The sequence below is a fragment of the Skermania sp. ID1734 genome, assembly GCF_007489285.1.
Lineage (GTDB): Bacteria > Actinomycetota > Actinomycetes > Mycobacteriales > Mycobacteriaceae > ID1734.
The window spans coordinates 101634-117891 of the sequence record NZ_VLIY01000014.1 but is presented as its reverse complement, the minus strand read 5'-3'; the positions used below and the strand labels follow the sequence as shown (position 1 = coordinate 117891).

Sequence of the window (16258 nt, the reverse complement as noted above, 5' to 3'; positions counted from 1 at the left end):
GCGGTGTTGGCGACATGACCACGCACAGTGTGCTGGGCCAGGAAATCGCGATGCCGGTCCACATTCGGCTCGCGCATGCATTCGCCGCTACCTTCCGCGTGCGCGCCGATATCGCGCAAGAGATCATCGACTACTCGGGGCTACGGGTGCTGCGGCTGCCGCGCAACACTGGCCTCTGCACTCTCGTCTTCGTTCACTATGTTGATGGAGATCTAGGGCCCTATAACGAATTCGGCATCTCCTTCGTGGTCCGGCACCATTCCGCCGGTTTGACGAAAGCCGGTGTCTTCATTCACCAGCTCCCGGTGGACGGCGACTTCACCCTCGCTGCCGGGCGCGAGATATGGGGATTTCCCAAGGAACTGGCCGAATTTTCCGCGAGCAACGACGGGCCGCTACGCACCGCGACTCTGCAACAGCGCGGCAGTCTGATCGTGGAACTGTCAGTGCGGCAAGGCATCCCCACACCCGGGTCCGGCATCAATGCCTCGCTCGACGCCTACTCGCATCTCGACGGCGCGACCCGCTGCACTCTCTGGAAGATGCGGCCAGCCGGCGTGCGTACCCGACCGGGCGGCGCCACGTTACGCCTCGGAAACCACCCGGTGGGCGGACGAACTCCGGTCGCTCGGTTTACCCAAGCGGGCACTCATGAGCACCACTATCGATCGACTCGAGATGACATTCGAGGACGCCGAACTGCTATAGCCAGGTATCCAGCGAGGTGGTCGTGAGGAACGACTCGAGATCATCACGCCACTGCGCAGGGACTGTCTTGTCCGGTTCTATCGCCGTGTACTGACCGCGATAGAAAAGCAAGGGGCGCTGTACCTTCGAGTCAGACACGGCCGCAGACGCGGCTTCAGACAATGATTGCACCCGCCCGAACACCACAAAATGGTCGCCGCCGTCATGCACGGTCGCCACGGTGCAGTCGATGTGCGCTAATGCTCCCTCGATGATCGGCGAGCCGAGCGGCGACGGATGCCACGGTATTCCGGCAAACTTGTCCGGCTCGCGGGAGCCGAATCTCGCACAAGTCTCCTGCTGGTTCTCCGCGAGGACGTTGACGCAGAACCGTCCGTTCTCCGCAATCTCCGACCAGGACCGCGACTGCTTGGTCGGGCAGAACAGCACCAACGGGGGGTCAAGTGACAGCGCCGCAAACGATTGGCACGCAAACCCGATGGGTGCGCCGTCCTCGGCCGTGGTGGTGATAATGGTGACCCCGGTACAGAACTGGCCCAGCACATTCCGGAACGTGCGGGCATCGATCCCGCCCGGTTGTTGTGCTGGGTCCACGGTCACTGCTGCATCCCCACGCTGAAGTCGTGCCCCCACAGGCTCACTGCCGTGCTCTCCCGCGCAATCCAGTCGGTGTCGTCCACTTGCCTGCCCTCACAGCCGAACTCGATGTCGAATCCGCCTGGCGTCTTCATGTAGAACGACAGCATCAGGTCGTTGACATGCCGGCCGAGCGTGGCCGACATCTTGACCTTGCGGCGCAGCGCCCGGTCGAGACACAGGCCCACATCGTCGGAGTTTTCGACCTCGATCATCAGGTGAACTATCCCACTCGGCGTGGGCATCGGCAGAAACGCCAGCGAATGGTGCCGTGGATTGCAACCGAAGAATCGCAGCCACGCCGGTGCACCGTCCGCCGGCCGTCCCACCATTTGCGGTGGCAGTCGCATCGAATCGCGGAGCTTGAAGCCCAAGACGTCGCGGTAGAAGTGCAGTGCCTCGGCGTCGTCGCGGGTGGACAGCACCACGTGCCCCAGGCCCTGCTCGCCGGTGACGAAACGATGCCCGTAGGGGCTGACGATGCGACGATGCTCGAGCGCGGCACCGTGGAAGATCTCCAGCGCGTTGCCGGACGGGTCCTCGAAGCAGATCAATTCGTCGACGCGGCGGTCGCGCAACTGCTCGGCGGTCCCCTCCTTGTAGGGAACACCGGCGGCCTCGAGTCTGTCGCGCATATCTTGCAGTTCACCGGCATTCGCGGTCTCCCAGCCGGTCACGGCCAGCCTGTCCTTTTCGCCGGGCACGATCACCAGTCGAGCGGGAAAGTCATCCATCCGCAGGTACAACGAGTTCGGATCGGTACCCTTTCCCTCGATCAGTCCCAGCACCTTGAAGGCATATTCGCGCCACGCGTCCATGTCGGTGGCTTCGATACGCATGTAACCCAGCGAGCGAATACCCATGATCAACCCCCGTCCAGTAGGAAGTCTGTTGCCAGCCGGTTGAATTCGTCGAACTTCTCGAGCTGGGCCCAGTGACCGCAACCGCCGAAGACATGTAGCTGGGCACGCGGGATCATCTTGAGCGCCACCAACGCCCCGTCCAGCGGGTTGACGCGGTCTTCCCGGCCCCAGATCAACAAGACTCGTTGGCGCAGCCGGTACGCATCACGCCAGAGCATGCCCTTCTCGAAATCCTTGCTGGAAAACGACTTACCCATCGCGCGCGCGGCGGCCAGCGACTCCGGCGTGCTAGCAGCCGCGAACCGCTCGTCGATCAGCTCGTCCGTGATCAGGGACTGATCGAAGACCATGATGCGCAGGAATGCCTCGAGCCGCTCGCGGGTCGGCTCGGCCGCGAACCGGCCAAGGTTCTTCACCCCCTCGGTGGGGTCGGGCGCAAACAGGTTGACACTCAAGCCGCCTGGGCCCATGAGGACCAATCGACCCGCACGGTCCGGGTATTCGAGCGCGAACCGTACCGCCGCACCGCCACCCAGCGAATTGCCCAGCAGGTGCACGCGCTCGTTAATGTCCAGCGTATCGAGCAGGTCCTTGAGGGCTGACGCGCTGTGCACGAAGTATTGCGGATGCTCGGTGGGCTTGTCGGATTGGCCGTACCCCGGCTGGTCGACAGCGATCACGTGAAAACTCTTGGCCAGCACCGGAATGTTGCGACCGAAATTCGACCACGAGGAGGCTCCCGGGCCGCCCCCGTGCAGCAGCACAATCGTGGGACCGTTACCGACGCCAGCCTCGTGGTAGTGCAGCTTCAAGTCCGGGCGGACCTGAGCGAAGCGGGACGTCGATTCGTATGTGAGCTCTTGCACGGCCACCATCTCCGCTGATGGTCGGTTCTGGACTCGCTCCGCTCCTCGCGCGTTCCGCGCTGCGATGCTCACTCGCCCGCCACCTCCCTGTTGCCTGGTCGGTTCTGGACTCGCTCCGCTCCTCGCGCGTACCGCGCTGCGATGCTCACTCGCCCTTCACCTCCTAAACCATTGTGTCCGAGATCGGCAGCCCGAACTCACCGGAACCGAACATCATGTAGGCCCGCTCTGGATCATTGGCGGCGTGCACCCTACCTGCGTGCGCGTCGCGCCAGAACCGTTGCAGCGGTGTGCCGTTGGCCAGCGCGGTAGCGCCCGAACTTTCGAAGAGCTTGTCGATCGAGGCAATCGCCCGACCGGTGGCGCGGACCTGGTCTCGACGCGCCCGCAGCCGTAGCTCGAAGGGAACCTCTTCGCCGGCGCACAGCAACGCATATTCGTCCGCGACGTTGCCCGACAACTGCCGCCAGGCGGCGTCAATGTCACTGGAGGCCTCGGCAATTCGCACCTTGGCAAACGGATCGTCCTTCGCCTTCTCGCCCGCGAACGCGGCCCGGATGCGCTTGCCCTGATGCTCGACGTGCGCCTCGTAGGCGCCGTAAGCCATTCCGACGATCGGGGCGGAAATTGTCGTCGGATGTATTGTGCCCCAGGGCATCTTGTAGACGGGCGCGGTGTTGCGTTCGAGACCCGGCGCGGTGAGGTTGCTCATCGCCTTGAAGCTCAGGAACCGATGCCGCGGCACGAACACGTCCTTGACGACGATCGTGTTGCTGCCCGTACCCCGCAGTCCGACGACGTGCCAGACGTCATCGATGCGGTACTCCTCGCGCGGAATCAAAAAGCTACCGAAGTCCACGGGCCGGCCGTCCTTGATCACCGGGCCGCCCACGACAACCCAGGACGCATGATCGCAACCGCTCGACCAGGCCCACGATCCGTTGACGATGTATCCGCCGTCGGTGACGGCACCGGCACCCATCGGCGCGTACGAGGAGGAGATCCGCACGTCAGTGTCGGCGCCCCAAACCTCCTCCTGCGCCTGCTGATCGAACAACGCCAGATGCCAGTTGTGAACGCCGATGATCGAGGACACCCACCCGGTCGAACCGCATGCGCTGGCGATCCTGCGCACCGTCTCATAGAACAGCACGGGGTCCGACTCGTAACCGCCCCACTGGCTCGGCTGCAGCAGCCGGAAGAAGCCGGTCTCTTGAATCGCCTTGATCGATTCGTCGGGAATGCGCCGCAGATCCTCGGCTTCCTGCGCACGTTCGCGCAACGTCGGCAAGAGCGCCTCAACGCGCTGCATCACTTCGTGACTGTCGCGGTCACTCACTTCGAGACGCTCCTTGTTCGATGCGGGTCAGAGGTTACTTCTCAAACTGAGACTAGAACACGTTCCCATTTCTGTCGAGCATCGGGCACCGGCGCCGGGGGCGGGATATCGCCTGAGCGATCCGCATGGAACGCTGGCGCGAGCGCGACAAATTCTATAACGTGTTCTACTGATGAGGGGAAGGAGCAAGGGCACATGGCACGGGTTCGCGAGATCGACGTAGGCACCACCCCGACGCGGTTCGCGCGGGGCTGGCACTGCCTCGGCTTGGAGCGGGATTTTCTCGATGGCAAGCCGCATGCGGTCGATGCTTTCGGCACCAAGCTCGTAGTGTTCGCCGACAGCCAGAACAAACTGCACGTCCTGGATGCATACTGCCGACACATGGGTGGCGACCTGAGCGATGGCACGGTCAAAGGTGATTCGATAGCTTGCCCGTTTCATGACTGGCGTTGGGGTGGCAACGGCAAGTGCACGGCAATCCCGTATGCGCGCCGGGTCCCGCCGCTCGCCAGGACCCGGTCCTGGACAACGCTGCAGGAGAACAAACAACTGTTCGTGTGGAACGACCCGGAGGGCAACCCGCCTCCTGACGACATCACCATCCCGCGGCTCAACGAGGTCTTTTCCGACGACTGGACCGACTGGACCTGGAACAAGTTACTGGTCGAGGGGTCGAACTGCCGGGAGATCATCGACAACGTCGTGGACATGGCGCACTTCTTCTACGTCCACTTCGGATTCCCGAAGTACTTCAAGAACGTGTTCGAAGGCCACGTCGCCACCCAATACCTCCAGAACCACGGTCGGCCTGATGTCTCCAACATGGGCACGCAGTACGGAAACTCGGTGCTCGACTCGGAGGCCTCCTACTTTGGGCCCTCCTACATGATCAACTGGCTGCACAACGACTACAGCGGTTACAAGGCTGAGAGCGTGCTGATCAACTGCCACTATCCGATCACGCACAATTCATTCATGCTCATGTACGGAGTCTCGGTGCAAAAGCCGAAGGGCCTCGACGAGGCGACCACAACGAAGCTGGCCCGCAAGTTCACCGAGGGGGTGACGTTGGGATTCGAACAGGACGTGGCGATCTGGAAGCGTAAGACCAAGATCGACAATCCACTGCTGTGCGACGAGGACGGTCCGGTGTACCAACTGCGCCGCTGGTACGAACAGTTTTATGTGGACATCGCCGACGTTACGCCGCAGATGACGCAGCGTTTCGAGTTCGAGATCGACACCACCAAGGCCGTCGAAGCGTGGGAGAAGGAAGTGGCAGACAACCTGGCCAAGCAGGCGCCGGCGGACGGTAAGACCGCGGGGGTGTAGCTCGTGAGCACCGACGCGTCGGACTGGGTGAAGGCTCCGGCCTTCACCACCGACCCGGCCCGGGCCGAGGCGGTCCGGCAGCAGACCCTCGCGGACCGGCACAACTACCTCGAGCGCGGTATGCAACCGGTGCAGTGCCGTAGCTGCGGCACCGAGGTGCTGGTCCGGAAGAACAGCTTCCAGCAGACCAGCATTCAGTGGACGACGGACCCGCGCACGTCGTGTCCCGTGTTCGCAGCGGGCGATGCTGCCCAGCCGCAGGGCTGCCCGAAGCTGCGGCAAAGCATCGAGCATGCCGTGCTAGAGGGACTGCTCGAAGTGGAGAATCACCTGCCTCCCTGTGCGTGAATTTTCACCGCGGGCGGTGAAAATTCACGCACAGGGAGGGACGGGTCGAGTTCCGCTGCCGATGTCCAAAAGCCGGCGCCCAGCACCAACGCAACCGGCGCCGGGACCAACAGCAGCACCGAGGCGCTGACCTGCGTCGCCACCCACACGCCGAACCCCAACAACGCTGGCGCGGCAAGAAATCGCACCGGCCAACGTGCCACCAGATGCATCCCGGTGATCCAAAGCCGCTGCCCGCGCAGTTGCGGATGAGCGATCCCCAGCGGTAATGCCGCCGTGCTCGCAGTACCCAGAATCGTTGCCACGATTGCGCTCACGATCACCGGACCGAGCGCGATCACGCTGTGGGTCTGATGCCACACCTCGAGCGCGACCAGGAACAACGACACCGCCACGGCCGGAACCGCCATCACCGCGTACCCAAACCCGGTGAAGCAGCACAACCCGCGACACCAGTCGGCGAGCGAGGTGTCTTCCATGCGGATCAAATCATCGACAGTGGCGAGCAGCGCGACTGCCCATGGTGTTTCGAGCGCGGCGAAAACGAGCACCGAAACCGGGGTGACACCCGGCGTCAGCACTACGACGAGGGCGGCCGCCAGACACACGGCCACGCTCGCGAACAACAAGATCGGCAACCCGGACCACGCGCCGCGTGAAACCCGGCGCAGAATCAGCTCGGTCCCGCTCATGCCCGTAATCCCACCGCTGCGATACTGGCCACGAAGCTGCGCTGGAAGATCAAGAAGACGACCAACACCGGAATCACCACGGCCGTGATGGCTGCGAAAACTACTACGGTGGCGCCGTTTTGGCCGTGTTGCAACGTGACCAGGCCGATCGGCAACGTCATGTGCTCGGGGCTGCTCAGGAAGATCAACGGCCCGAAGTAGTTGTTCCACGACATCTCGAACACCAGGATCGTCATGGCCGCCAACGCCGGCCCGGACAGCGGAATCAGCAGCCGAAACAGAATCCACAGATGCCCCGCGCCGTCGATGGTGGCAGCCTCGTCGAGGTCGCGCGGGATCGAGTTGAAGTACTGCCGAAAGAAGAAGATCGCGAAAACATTGATCAGCGCGGGCAGCCACAGCGCGGCGAGGTTGTCGAACAGGCCGAGGAACCGCATGAGGATGAACACGGGTATCACGGTCATCTGCGCCGGCACCATGAGCGCGGTCAGCAGCAGCGCGAAGATCGGATTGCGCCCGCGAAAGTTCACCCTGGAGAAGGCGTAAGCGGCCGTCACGCTCACCGCCAGTGACCCGGCCGTTGAAATCACTGCCACGACCAAGCTGTTGAGCGCCATGCGGCCGAACGGGATCAGTCCGGTGATAGCGGTGTAGTTGGCCGTGGTGAACGGCTTGGGAATCCAGTTCGGCGGCACAGTGAGCGCGTCATCTTCCGGCAGCACGCTCTGCACAACAAGCCAAACCAGTGGGGCAACCATGATCAACGCAACGACGGCCATGACGAGGCTGACCAGGTTGGACCGAAGCCGCGGCATCATTGGTGCACCCATCGCCGGCTCAACCGGAATTGCACGGCCGTGGCGATCATCATCACGACAAACACGATGAATGCCACCGCCGATGCATAGCCGACCTGGAAATTCTGAAACGCCCACTGGTACAGGTACATCACGACAGTCACCGTCGAATTGTCGGGTCCACCTTGGGGAGTGATGATCTGCACCGGATCGAAAATCTGGAACGCGCCGATGAAAGTCACCACCGCGGCGAACAAGATCGTCGGTGACATCAGCGGAATCGTGATGTTCCACAGGATTTGCCACCTGCTCGCGCCGTCGAGCCGGGCCGCCTCGATGAGCTGCTGCGGCACCGTCTGCAGCCCGGCCAGCATGATGACGAAGGTGAAACCGATGGTGTGCCAGAAGTCGATGGCGATGATGGAGGTCAGGGCCCACGCTGGATCGGTGAACCAGTCGGGCGAGGTGATCCCGATCTGCTGCAGGTAGTAGGAAACCAGCCCAAATGTGGGGTCCAGCACGAACTTCCACAGCAACGCCACCGCCGCCCAGGAAATCACGAACGGAAAGAACACCGCCGTCCGGACGAAGTAGGACAAAACACGGCTCGCGATCCGGTTGACGCCCAAAGCCAATAGCAGGCCGCCGACCAAATGGGTTGCCACCGAAGCGAAGGCGAAGATGAAGGTATTGCCGAGCGCCTTGTAGAACAGCGAATCGCTGAACAACCTGGTGTAGTTGTCCAGACCCGCAAAGTGCGCCGGCGTGAACATGTCCCAGTGAAAAAGGCTGAGCACGATGGCGGCGACGAAGGGCCCGAGAATGAAGATGGCGAACAGCACCAGCGCCGGGCTCAGGAATCCATAGCCGGTCCAGGACCGACGCGGCACCGGGCTGGCGACGGCGGTCACAGCAGCCGCCCCATCGTCGTGTTGGCGTCTGCGAGGGCGTCTTTCACCGACTTTGTGCCAGTGATCGCCGCCTGCCACCCGGTGACGACCGCGGTCTGAATCTGGCCGCCACGCTCCGGCGACGGCATCGGCGTGCCGTATCGGATCGCCTCCGCAAGCAGTTCGGACCCCTTGGGCGAATCCTTCAGAAACACCTCGCTCAGCGCCACCGATCGAAGCGCGGGAACTGTCGTACCCCCGATCTGCGCGTAAAACCGGGCGGCGTCAGCAGACATCATCCATTCCAGAAAGGTCCACGCCTTCTCCTTCTTCTGCGACGTCTTCAGAATCGGCCAGCCGTCCCAGCCGATCGGTGTCCCGTTGCGAACCTTGAAGGGCCAATTGACGATACGTGTCTTGTCGACCATGTCTAGGCGGCGCAGGTCCAGAGTCGGCCACCGGCCACCACCCAGCGTCGCGAGTTTGCCCCGCTTGAACTGACTGGTCGCCTCGAAGGCGCCGCCCGGTCTCGGCGACAATCCCGCGTCCAGCAGGCTCTTCACGTACGTTGCCGCTTCGACGGCTGCCTCCGAATCGAAGGTCGGCTCGGTCCAGTCGGCGTTGAAGGTGCTGGCGCCGTTGGTCAGTAGCCACGGCATGATATCGACGAAGGGGAAGTTGTAGGCAATGGGCAACAGGAATGCTCCCGTGCGGTCCTTGATCCGCTGCCCTGCTCTGCGAAAATCCGCCCAGCTCCAATCCCGTTCCGGGAGCTCGACCCCGGCCTTCTCGAAGACCTCGGTGTTGCAGTACATCACGACCGGGTTGTAGCCGCCCGGGATGTAATAGGTCTTGCCGTCGGTGGACCCGTACTTGTTGGTCCACTCCTTCAGATGTGGGTCGATTCCGGCATAGTACGCGTCGACGACACCTCGGTCTTTGGCGATGAACTCGTCGAGCGGCGTTAATAAACCTTTGGCCGCGAACAACTTTTGACCTTCGGTGGCGACGTCGACAATGTCCGGACCCTTGCCGCCGGCAATCTGCGTGGAGACGGTGGCCGCGAAGGTCGCCCAGTCCCCCGCCGCGATGCCGCGCGCAGCTACCTCGATGTCGGGATGGGTGCGGTGAAACTCGGCGAAGAGCTTGTTGAAGGCCTTCTGCTGGGTGGCGTCGCCCTGGAAGACCAGATCGAGCGGTCCATTGGGTGAGCCGGAATTCCAGCCGATGTGGCAGCCGGTCGTCACGCCAATCGCAGGTAGTGCGGCCCCGGCCCCGAGTAGCCGCAGCGCCCGACGGCGCGAAATCTGCGCGGGGACTCCAGAGGCCATGGGGGTCGACTCGGCTCAGGCGCTCCCGGCGAGCAGCAGGCTGGCGACCAGTTCCGGATTGTCCGGCATGGGAACGTGGCCAAGACCGGCCACCTTGATGACGCGGGCGTGCGGGAACACGCGTGTGACGCCGTTGGCTTGGTAGATCGGCAGGATCAGGTCCCGACGGCCCCACGCGACGGTGATCGGGCACCGGTCATCGACGGGGCTGGTGAAGGTCAATGTCGCGTTTGCCGCGTGGTTGACCACTCGGTTCTCGACCAGGGACCGCACATCGATGGCGCAGGCGTCCACGTCAGCACGCCAGCCGTTGGCGTAGAAGGGGCCCAACAGCAGCGCGCGTAGGGCCGGATTCTGGACAGCTGCCGCGACATTGTCCGGTCCCAGCAACCGGGCTGCCGCGCGGAGACCAGTGAACATGGCGACCGATCGGCGGTGGTCCCACTGGCCGACGGCAAAGCCAGCCGGTGAGAGCGCGGTGGCCGACTTCGCGTAGCCGCGGGCCGCGAGTTCGAGCGCGGCATATCCACCGAGCGAGTTACCGGCGAGGTGGGGCTTCTCCCCCGGCCGCGACATTTCGAGAACAAACTGCTCGAGCTCGGCGAGCGATTCGGCGAGCACATCGCCGGACTCGTCGACATCTGGGGACTCGCCGTGCCCGGGCAGGTCCACGGTGATAACCGTGCGGTGCTTGGCCAGCCGGTCGACGACCGGATCCCAAGCGTGACGCCGGTGCACGAGGCCGTGAAAGAGGATGAGCGTTGGACCGGACCCGCGAACGTCATAGGCGAGTTCGGATGCGCGGACGGCGGTGTCGAGCGCTACGGACAACGAAGCCTCCCTCGTTGGATGCTCTCGCATGGAGATCCTGTGAACCGGAGTCACAGTGAAGTTAACGTACGGCACCGCGAGGCTGCGACGAAACGCAGCGGCCGAAACGCGGCGATGCCCACCTTGTAACCACATAGTGACCTAGGCCACTGTGCTTATCCATTGCGCCGGCTCATCCGTTACCGCCTCATGACTCCGACAGTCAGCGGGAGCGGGATACGACCATCGTTGAACTGGAAGTTTGCGCCAGAACTGAATCTGGTCAGCGCCACTTCGGTGGCCTCCGGGAACGGCGTGGCGGCGGTGTCGATCTGGATGGTCAACGCGTCTTCATCGGCGGCGACGACGCTGGTGTAGAACCGCGCATCGACGCCGCGAACGAGCGCATCCAGTGGATCCAAATGGTCAGGACCCAGCAGCGACAGCCACCCGCCATCGGCCTGCGCCGGGCTGTGCTGGGCGATCCGGAGACGCAGCGGTCCGTCCGCGGCGATCGATACGCCCCCATACCCGGCGGGATTCACGGCTGGATGAACACGAAGGACGTGCACAAGAGCCTCGAGATCCCGTCCCAGTCCCAGGGCGCGCCGGATGCGCTCGGCGGTGAGGCCGGCGATGCCGCCGAACTGCCTCCGACCGATCGCGAGCGCGTCGGCCTCGGTGGTGCGGGCTCGGACTGCCTGCGTGAAACCCAGGGTGAGTAGGTGCTGTTGCAAGCAGATCTCGTCGGCGATCCGGACCAGCGCCGAGGCCGAGAAGTCGGCGAAGCGGACATCGCTGAGCAGCGGGCCGGTGTAGTCAGACCGGCCGCTGTCCGCCGGATCGATAGGCACCAGGTCGAACCGGGCCGCGTGAGATTCGGCCAGGGCTTCGGCGTGCGGCGGGTCCGATTGGGGCTCGTATAGGGGGTCTATGGTCACCCGCCAGGCGCAGTTCGGCACCCGATCGGGCGGACGCCGCGGCGGACGGTGGATGGGGCGCACTTGGGCGTGCGGATTGGTGGCGGCCGCGGTCGCATCGAACGTCGGGTCCTCGATGTCGTGGCACATCGCGGTGACGTACTCGTCGCCGAGCACCTCCACGTCCATGAGGGCCCCGCAGTGGTCGAGCCAGAACTCGCCGTGGTCGTGATCGTCCACCCGGAAACGGAAGTCCATGAACTGTGGTGGCGCGCCGATATCGAACTGCAGTCCCTTGAAGATCGTTTCGACGCTGTCGCCGCGAAAGTTCAGCGCGTCCTGCATCCGTCGGGTGTAGATGGGGCTGGCCGCAGCCCATTCTTCGATAGCGACGGCCGTCATGCCTTCGCGGCCCAAGGCGCCGATGAGTTGCGCCATGCCGGAGCGGTCGATGAGGTGGCCGCACAGCAACAATTCGGGCACGAGAGTTGCTAGCTGCCCGCGCGAAAGCTGTTGAAAGTTCGAGTGTTTCACCAGATGTCCACCGGTGCTTGGCCGGCCGGATACCACCCTGGTAGTGCGGTGGCGGACATCGACCGCGCGATCCGCTTCTGCATCCCGGGCGAAAGCGCGTTGTGCTGCATCATCTCGACGAACAGCGCGGACACATTGCCAAGGTCGAAAAAGTCGCGCTGCCACGACCATTGATAGTTTCCGCCGTACCGAAACCAACTACCGCCGATGCCGGCCACCTCGTAATTGCGCCCGTCCGGACGTTTCGCTTCCGATATCTGTTTCCAGAAGCCGATCACGTCACCGGAGCGGTCATCGATGACGAATTGTTGGTAGGGGTACGACCAGCCTTGCAGGCCGTCCATTTCCTGGCCGAGCGCAAGTTCACGAATCTCGTCTCGGCCGACAGCCATGAACTCTTGGGCCGGACCGTAATTCCAGCCATAGGTCGCGTCGGCGGTGTACATCGCGGCGAGAGAGGTCCAGTCGCCGAGCTCCTCGCACCGCTTGTTCTCCGCTACCCAGCGTTGCACCATCTCGTCGAGTTCGGCGCGGTCGAAACTAGGCATCTGCGGTTCCTTCGGTCAGCGTCAACGCCTGTGTGGGGCAATAGCGCACGGCGCGCTGCACCTCCGCGCGCAAGCTTTCGTCTGGTTGCTCGAGCAAAATGTCGACCTTGCCGTGCTTGGGTACGGCGAACACCTCAGGTGCCTCCAGTTCACACATGGCATGGCCCTGACATAGGTCCAGATCGGCTGCGAGTCTCATAACTACACCCGCTCGCGGTATCGGACCAAGCACGGTTGGGCGAGCTGGACCACCATCTTGCTGTGATCATTGCGATAGGTTTCCGGTGGTTGCGCCAGCTCGAAGTCGAACTTGTGCAACAGGATCGAAAAAATCGCCTTCAACTGCATTGTCGCGAACGCCGCTCCGACACAGCGATGTCGTCCGGCTCCGAACGGGATCCACGTCCAGCGGTTGAGGATGTCTTCTTGATTCGGATCGATGTAGCGGTGCGGATCAAATGCATCCGGATTCGGAAAGTCCGACGGCAATCGGTTGGATATTGCCGGCGAGGCTGCGACCAGGTCGCCCGCTGCGATTCGACGTCCGGCCACCTCGAAGTCTCCGCGTGCCACCCGCAACAGCATGATCAACGGCGGATGCAGGCGAAGTGTCTCCTTGATCACTGCCTCGAGCACCGGGATTTGCCGCAGCGCATGGAAGCTGACCTCCGACCCGTCGGCGTACAGGTCGTCCAGCTCCTTGCGCACCGCTTCGACATAGTCGGGGTGTCGCAGCAACTCGATCAATGTCCACGCCGCCGTCCCTGAAGTGGTGTGGTGGCCGGCGAACATCATCGAGATGAAGATGCCGGTGATCTCGTCGGCGGAGAATCGCGGCGTTCCGTTCTCGTCGTTGATGGCGACGAGCACGTCGAGCATGTCGCGGTCCTGTTTGCCCAGTGGTGGGTGGGCGATTCGGCCTGCCATGATCTCTTGCACCAACGCGACCAAGCTCTGGCGTGCCTCGTCGCGACGCCGGAAGCTTTCGATCGGAGCGTAAGGATCCACGAAAGCAAGTGCGTCGGTGCCTCTTTCGAGCTCGTGATAGAGGCGGGCAAAACGACTGTCGAGTTGCTTGCGAAACTTCCTGCCGATCAGACAGGCCGACGAGGTGTAGATGGTCAGCTCGGCGAAGAAGTCGAGCAGGTCGATGGTGCCTGCCGAACCCCAACTGGCAACCATCTGATCAACCTCTGCGGCAATGGTTTTCGCATGTCCCTTCATGTACTCGCCGCGCAGCGCTTGATTGTGCAACATCTCCTTGCGTCGCTGCGGGCTGGCATCGAACACGACGCCCGCTCCGAATATCGGCTTCATGAACGGGTAAGCGGCCTGCTGGTCGAGTTCCTCCTCGCTGGAACGAAAGAAGAACTCGTTGGCCTCCGTACCGGTCAACAGCACGACCTTGCGATCGGCAAGCCGAAAGGCGCCGACATCTCCACATTCGTCTCGAACGCGGCGCATCAATCCGATCGGGTCGCGGCGAAGTTCCTCGAGATGGCCGTGCGGGTGGGCTCCGCCCGACACCACGGCAGGATCACGGGTGATCGACTCGACGCTCACGAATCATCCTTTCGCAGGGGTGCTTCGGGTTGAACCTCGACCAGAACAAGATGCGCGCCGCGCGGTGCCGACACAACGGCGACGACGGCCGCGGCGATGTCTGCAGGGCGCAGAAAGTAGGGGTGCCGTGCGAAGCCCCACCTGGCCCAGTCGTCGAGCACGGGACCGATGACCTCCGGGGTGGAATCCATGCCCATCCCGGTCAGGGTCGGTCCCGGACGCACCACCGAGGCGCGAATACCGGTTCCTTCCAACTCCATTCGCAGCTGCAGACCCATCGCTTCGACACCGGACTTGGCGGCGTTGTAGGCACCCATGCGCGGCCGCGGGAATGGGGCACAGTCGGAACCGATCAGCACCACGTCGCCGCGGCGGCGTGCGAGCATGCCCGGCACAACCCGATGCACCAGCCGCTGAGCTCCGGCCAGGTGCACCTGGAGCTGGGCCAGGAAACGATCCGGGTCCATGTCGTGCACCGTGGAGAATTCGAGATTTCCCGCACTGGAGACGAGTATTTCGGTCGGGCCCAGTGCGGCCTCAGCCGCCGTGACGAACTCGTCCACTGAGTCGGACCGGGTTACGTCGAGATGATGAGCAAAGACGCAACCTCCTGCGGCACGGATCTTGTCGGCGACGGCTTCGCATTCGTCGACTCGTCGCGCTCCCAGCGCAACCGGGTGCCCACACTCGGCGAGCGCGACCGCCGTGGCCATCCCGATACCCGACGATGCACCGCTGACGACCGCCGGCCGGCGTTCGGGATTGGGTGGGAATCTCGGCATCAGCTGCTCACCACCGTGATCGGCAGTGCCGAGAAGCCGCGGACATTTGTCGAATGCACGCGCACTGCACATTTGGCGTCGACCGAATAGTCTGCAACTCTCGCCGCGAATTCGCGCAGCGCAATGTTCGCCTCCAGGCGGGCCAGGTGGGCGCCCAGACAAAAGTGTGTGCCCGCACCGAAACTCAGGAGCTTCGACCTACTGTCGTGTCCTATCTGGAATTCATCAGCAGCGTCGAATACCGAATCGTCACGATTGGCCGAACCGATGAGGAGCAGCACCTTCTCCCCTGCGGGGATGGTCGTCCCGGCGTACTCGATGTCGGTCGCGGCCGTGCGGGCGAGTATCTGGGTTGAGGTGTCGTACCGCAGCGTCTCCTCGACCCAGTCCGGCACGCAATCCAGGTTCGCGACAACCCTTCGATACTGGTCCCTATGACGATCCGCCCAATAGAGCGCGTTGCCAAGGAGTTTCGTCGTCGTCTCGTTGCCGGCCACCACCATCAAGAAGAGGAAGCCGACAATTTCGGAATCATCGAGACGGTCACCATCGATGTCGGCGCCCAACAGTGCCGAAATCAAATCGGTGCCGGGGTTGCGGCGACGCTCGGTGAGCAACTGGTTGTAGTAGCCGAAAAGCTGCACCGCTGCCTCCATGGCGGCAACCGGTACGTCCTGTACGCCCTCTTCGCGGTGTACCAGCAGATCGGCCATGCGCCGTAACTCATCGCGGTCGGATTCGGGCACGCCGAGCAGCTCCGAAACCACATCCATCGGCAGTTTCCCGGCAACGTCAGCGACCCAGTCGAAACTACCTGTGTCCAGCGCCGGTTCGAGGTAGTGCAGCGTCAGTTTCCTGATCTGTTCCCGTAGTTCGTCCACGCGACGGGGAGTGAAACCTTTAGAAACGAGTCTTCGCATCCGCAAATGGCGCGGGTCGTCCATCGCCAGGAACGACATCACGCGGTGGGCGTGCGGACCGTACGCGGAGGAATCCAGCGAGACGCCGTTGGCGCTGGACAACCGCTTGCTGTCGCGCAGCGCGGCGGCAACGTCGCGGTGGCTCGACAGGGCCCAGAATCCCAGGTCCGCGTTGTGATAGACGGGAGCTTCGTGCCGCAACCGTCGATAGACCGGATAGGGATCGTCGTGGAATCGATAGTCGTACGGATCGAACAGCAGCGGTTCCAACGAGGCGGCGGTCATGCGAGCCTCCCGCCTACGCGAGACAGGTTCCTGGACACGTGTCTGGACGTTACTACTGCGATCCAGCTCCTGCAATGGTTAATCGGCGCCG

Annotated in this window: 17 protein-coding genes and 1 pseudogene; 3 read left to right on the top strand and 15 right to left on the bottom strand. The window is 63.2% G+C overall.

All coding sequences use genetic code 11. From position 1 onward, the window contains the following. Positions 1-14 precede the first annotated feature (14 nt). Positions 15-708 (top strand): annotated as a pseudogene (locus tag FOS14_RS17945) (acetoacetate decarboxylase family protein). On the opposite strand, the gene hsaB reads toward FOS14_RS17945, so the two are convergent. From hsaB to hsaA, 4 genes are all read right to left on the bottom strand, one after another. Then, a complete protein-coding gene (gene hsaB, locus FOS14_RS17940) occupies positions 703-1302 on the bottom strand; it encodes a 3-hydroxy-9,10-secoandrosta-1,3,5(10)-triene-9,17-dione monooxygenase reductase subunit (protein ID WP_304944900.1) in 600 nt (199 codons plus the stop codon). The pseudogene FOS14_RS17945 and the gene hsaB overlap by 6 nt on opposite strands. Positions 1303-1304: 2 nt before the next feature. After that, positions 1305-2207, bottom strand: coding sequence for an iron-dependent extradiol dioxygenase HsaC (gene hsaC, locus FOS14_RS17935; protein WP_143772173.1), 903 nt, complete (start codon positions 2205-2207; stop codon positions 1305-1307). 2 nt (positions 2208-2209) lie between these two features. Further along, complete coding sequence (gene hsaD, locus FOS14_RS17930) at positions 2210-3082, bottom strand: 4,5:9,10-diseco-3-hydroxy-5,9,17-trioxoandrosta-1(10),2-diene-4-oate hydrolase (RefSeq protein ID WP_143772216.1); 873 nt, start codon at positions 3080-3082, stop codon at positions 2210-2212. A 154-nt stretch (positions 3083-3236) separates the two neighbouring features. Next, positions 3237-4385, bottom strand: a complete 1149-nt coding sequence (hsaA, locus tag FOS14_RS17925) for a 3-hydroxy-9,10-secoandrosta-1,3,5(10)-triene-9,17-dione monooxygenase oxygenase subunit (RefSeq protein WP_185981822.1) — start codon at positions 4383-4385, stop codon at positions 3237-3239. Positions 4386-4607: 222 nt separating this feature from the next. On the opposite strand from hsaA, the gene FOS14_RS17920 reads away from it, so the two are divergent. Beyond that, positions 4608-5747 (top strand): Rieske 2Fe-2S domain-containing protein, encoded by a 1140-nt coding sequence (locus tag FOS14_RS17920; RefSeq protein ID WP_143772171.1) that lies wholly within the window; start codon positions 4608-4610, stop codon positions 5745-5747. Between the two features lie 3 nt (positions 5748-5750). After that, positions 5751-6095, top strand: coding sequence for a hypothetical protein (locus FOS14_RS17915; protein ID WP_143772170.1), 345 nt, complete (start codon positions 5751-5753; stop codon positions 6093-6095). On the opposite strand, the gene FOS14_RS17910 is transcribed toward FOS14_RS17915, so the two are convergent. The 11 genes from FOS14_RS17910 to FOS14_RS17860 all read right to left on the bottom strand — a co-directional run bounded on the left by FOS14_RS17910 (position 6074) and on the right by FOS14_RS17860 (position 16167). Continuing rightward, positions 6074-6787, bottom strand: coding sequence for a hypothetical protein (locus FOS14_RS17910; protein WP_143772169.1), 714 nt, complete (start codon positions 6785-6787; stop codon positions 6074-6076). The two genes, FOS14_RS17915 and FOS14_RS17910, sit on opposite strands and share 22 nt — an antisense overlap. Beyond that, positions 6784-7605 (bottom strand): carbohydrate ABC transporter permease, encoded by an 822-nt coding sequence (locus FOS14_RS17905; RefSeq protein WP_143772215.1) that lies wholly within the window; start codon positions 7603-7605, stop codon positions 6784-6786. The genes FOS14_RS17910 and FOS14_RS17905 overlap by 4 nt, the downstream gene beginning before the upstream one ends. Beyond that, positions 7602-8495: a carbohydrate ABC transporter permease gene (locus tag FOS14_RS17900; RefSeq protein WP_143772168.1), complete on the bottom strand. Its 894-nt coding sequence runs from the start codon at positions 8493-8495 to the stop codon at positions 7602-7604. Before FOS14_RS17900 ends, FOS14_RS17905 begins: the two co-directional genes overlap by 4 nt. Then, entirely contained in the window at positions 8492-9805 is a 1314-nt protein-coding gene (locus FOS14_RS17895; RefSeq protein WP_143772167.1) for a sugar ABC transporter substrate-binding protein, read from the bottom strand. Before FOS14_RS17895 ends, FOS14_RS17900 begins: the two co-directional genes overlap by 4 nt. A 15-nt stretch (positions 9806-9820) precedes the next feature. Next, positions 9821-10636, bottom strand: a complete 816-nt coding sequence (locus tag FOS14_RS17890) for an alpha/beta fold hydrolase (RefSeq protein ID WP_255450440.1) — start codon at positions 10634-10636, stop codon at positions 9821-9823. A 179-nt stretch (positions 10637-10815) separates the two neighbouring features. After that, on the bottom strand, positions 10816-12018 hold the full coding sequence (locus tag FOS14_RS17885; RefSeq protein WP_370512255.1) for a hypothetical protein: 1203 nt from the start codon (positions 12016-12018) through the stop codon (positions 10816-10818). Positions 12019-12065: 47 nt separating this feature from the next. Beyond that, a complete protein-coding gene (locus FOS14_RS17880) occupies positions 12066-12617 on the bottom strand; it encodes a nuclear transport factor 2 family protein (RefSeq protein ID WP_143772165.1) in 552 nt (183 codons plus the stop codon). After that, positions 12610-12816, bottom strand: a complete 207-nt coding sequence (locus FOS14_RS17875; protein ID WP_143772164.1) for a ferredoxin — start codon at positions 12814-12816, stop codon at positions 12610-12612. Before FOS14_RS17875 ends, FOS14_RS17880 begins: the two co-directional genes overlap by 8 nt. Positions 12817-12818: 2 nt before the next feature. After that, positions 12819-14180, bottom strand: a complete 1362-nt coding sequence (locus FOS14_RS17870) for a cytochrome P450 (protein ID WP_304944899.1) — start codon at positions 14178-14180, stop codon at positions 12819-12821. Further along, positions 14177-14962: an SDR family oxidoreductase gene (locus FOS14_RS17865; protein ID WP_143772163.1), complete on the bottom strand. Its 786-nt coding sequence runs from the start codon at positions 14960-14962 to the stop codon at positions 14177-14179. The genes FOS14_RS17870 and FOS14_RS17865 overlap by 4 nt, the downstream gene beginning before the upstream one ends. Next, positions 14962-16167, bottom strand: a complete 1206-nt coding sequence (locus tag FOS14_RS17860) for a cytochrome P450 (protein WP_143772162.1) — start codon at positions 16165-16167, stop codon at positions 14962-14964. The genes FOS14_RS17865 and FOS14_RS17860 overlap by 1 nt, the downstream gene beginning before the upstream one ends. Positions 16168-16258 lie beyond the last annotated feature (91 nt).

Excerpts from the sequence above, each read along its gene's own strand:
- hsaC (WP_143772173.1), bottom strand. The coding sequence starts at position 2,207 with ATGGGTATTCGCTCGCTGGGTTACATGCGTATCGAAGCCACCGACATG.
- hsaD (WP_143772216.1), bottom strand. The coding sequence starts at position 3,082 with ATGGTGGCCGTGCAAGAGCTCACATACGAATCGACGTCCCGCTTCGCT.
- hsaA (WP_185981822.1), bottom strand. The coding sequence starts at position 4,385 with ATGCAGCGCGTTGAGGCGCTCTTGCCGACGTTGCGCGAACGTGCGCAG.
- FOS14_RS17920 (WP_143772171.1), top strand. The coding sequence starts at position 4,608 with ATGGCACGGGTTCGCGAGATCGACGTAGGCACCACCCCGACGCGGTTC.
- FOS14_RS17910 (WP_143772169.1), bottom strand. The coding sequence starts at position 6,787 with ATGAGCGGGACCGAGCTGATTCTGCGCCGGGTTTCACGCGGCGCGTGG.
- FOS14_RS17905 (WP_143772215.1), bottom strand. The coding sequence starts at position 7,605 with ATGATGCCGCGGCTTCGGTCCAACCTGGTCAGCCTCGTCATGGCCGTC.
- FOS14_RS17895 (WP_143772167.1), bottom strand. The coding sequence starts at position 9,805 with ATGGCCTCTGGAGTCCCCGCGCAGATTTCGCGCCGTCGGGCGCTGCGG.
- FOS14_RS17880 (WP_143772165.1), bottom strand. The coding sequence starts at position 12,617 with ATGCCTAGTTTCGACCGCGCCGAACTCGACGAGATGGTGCAACGCTGG.
- FOS14_RS17875 (WP_143772164.1), bottom strand. The coding sequence starts at position 12,816 with ATGAGACTCGCAGCCGATCTGGACCTATGTCAGGGCCATGCCATGTGT.
- FOS14_RS17865 (WP_143772163.1), bottom strand. The coding sequence starts at position 14,962 with ATGCCGAGATTCCCACCCAATCCCGAACGCCGGCCGGCGGTCGTCAGC.
- FOS14_RS17860 (WP_143772162.1), bottom strand. The coding sequence starts at position 16,167 with ATGACCGCCGCCTCGTTGGAACCGCTGCTGTTCGATCCGTACGACTAT.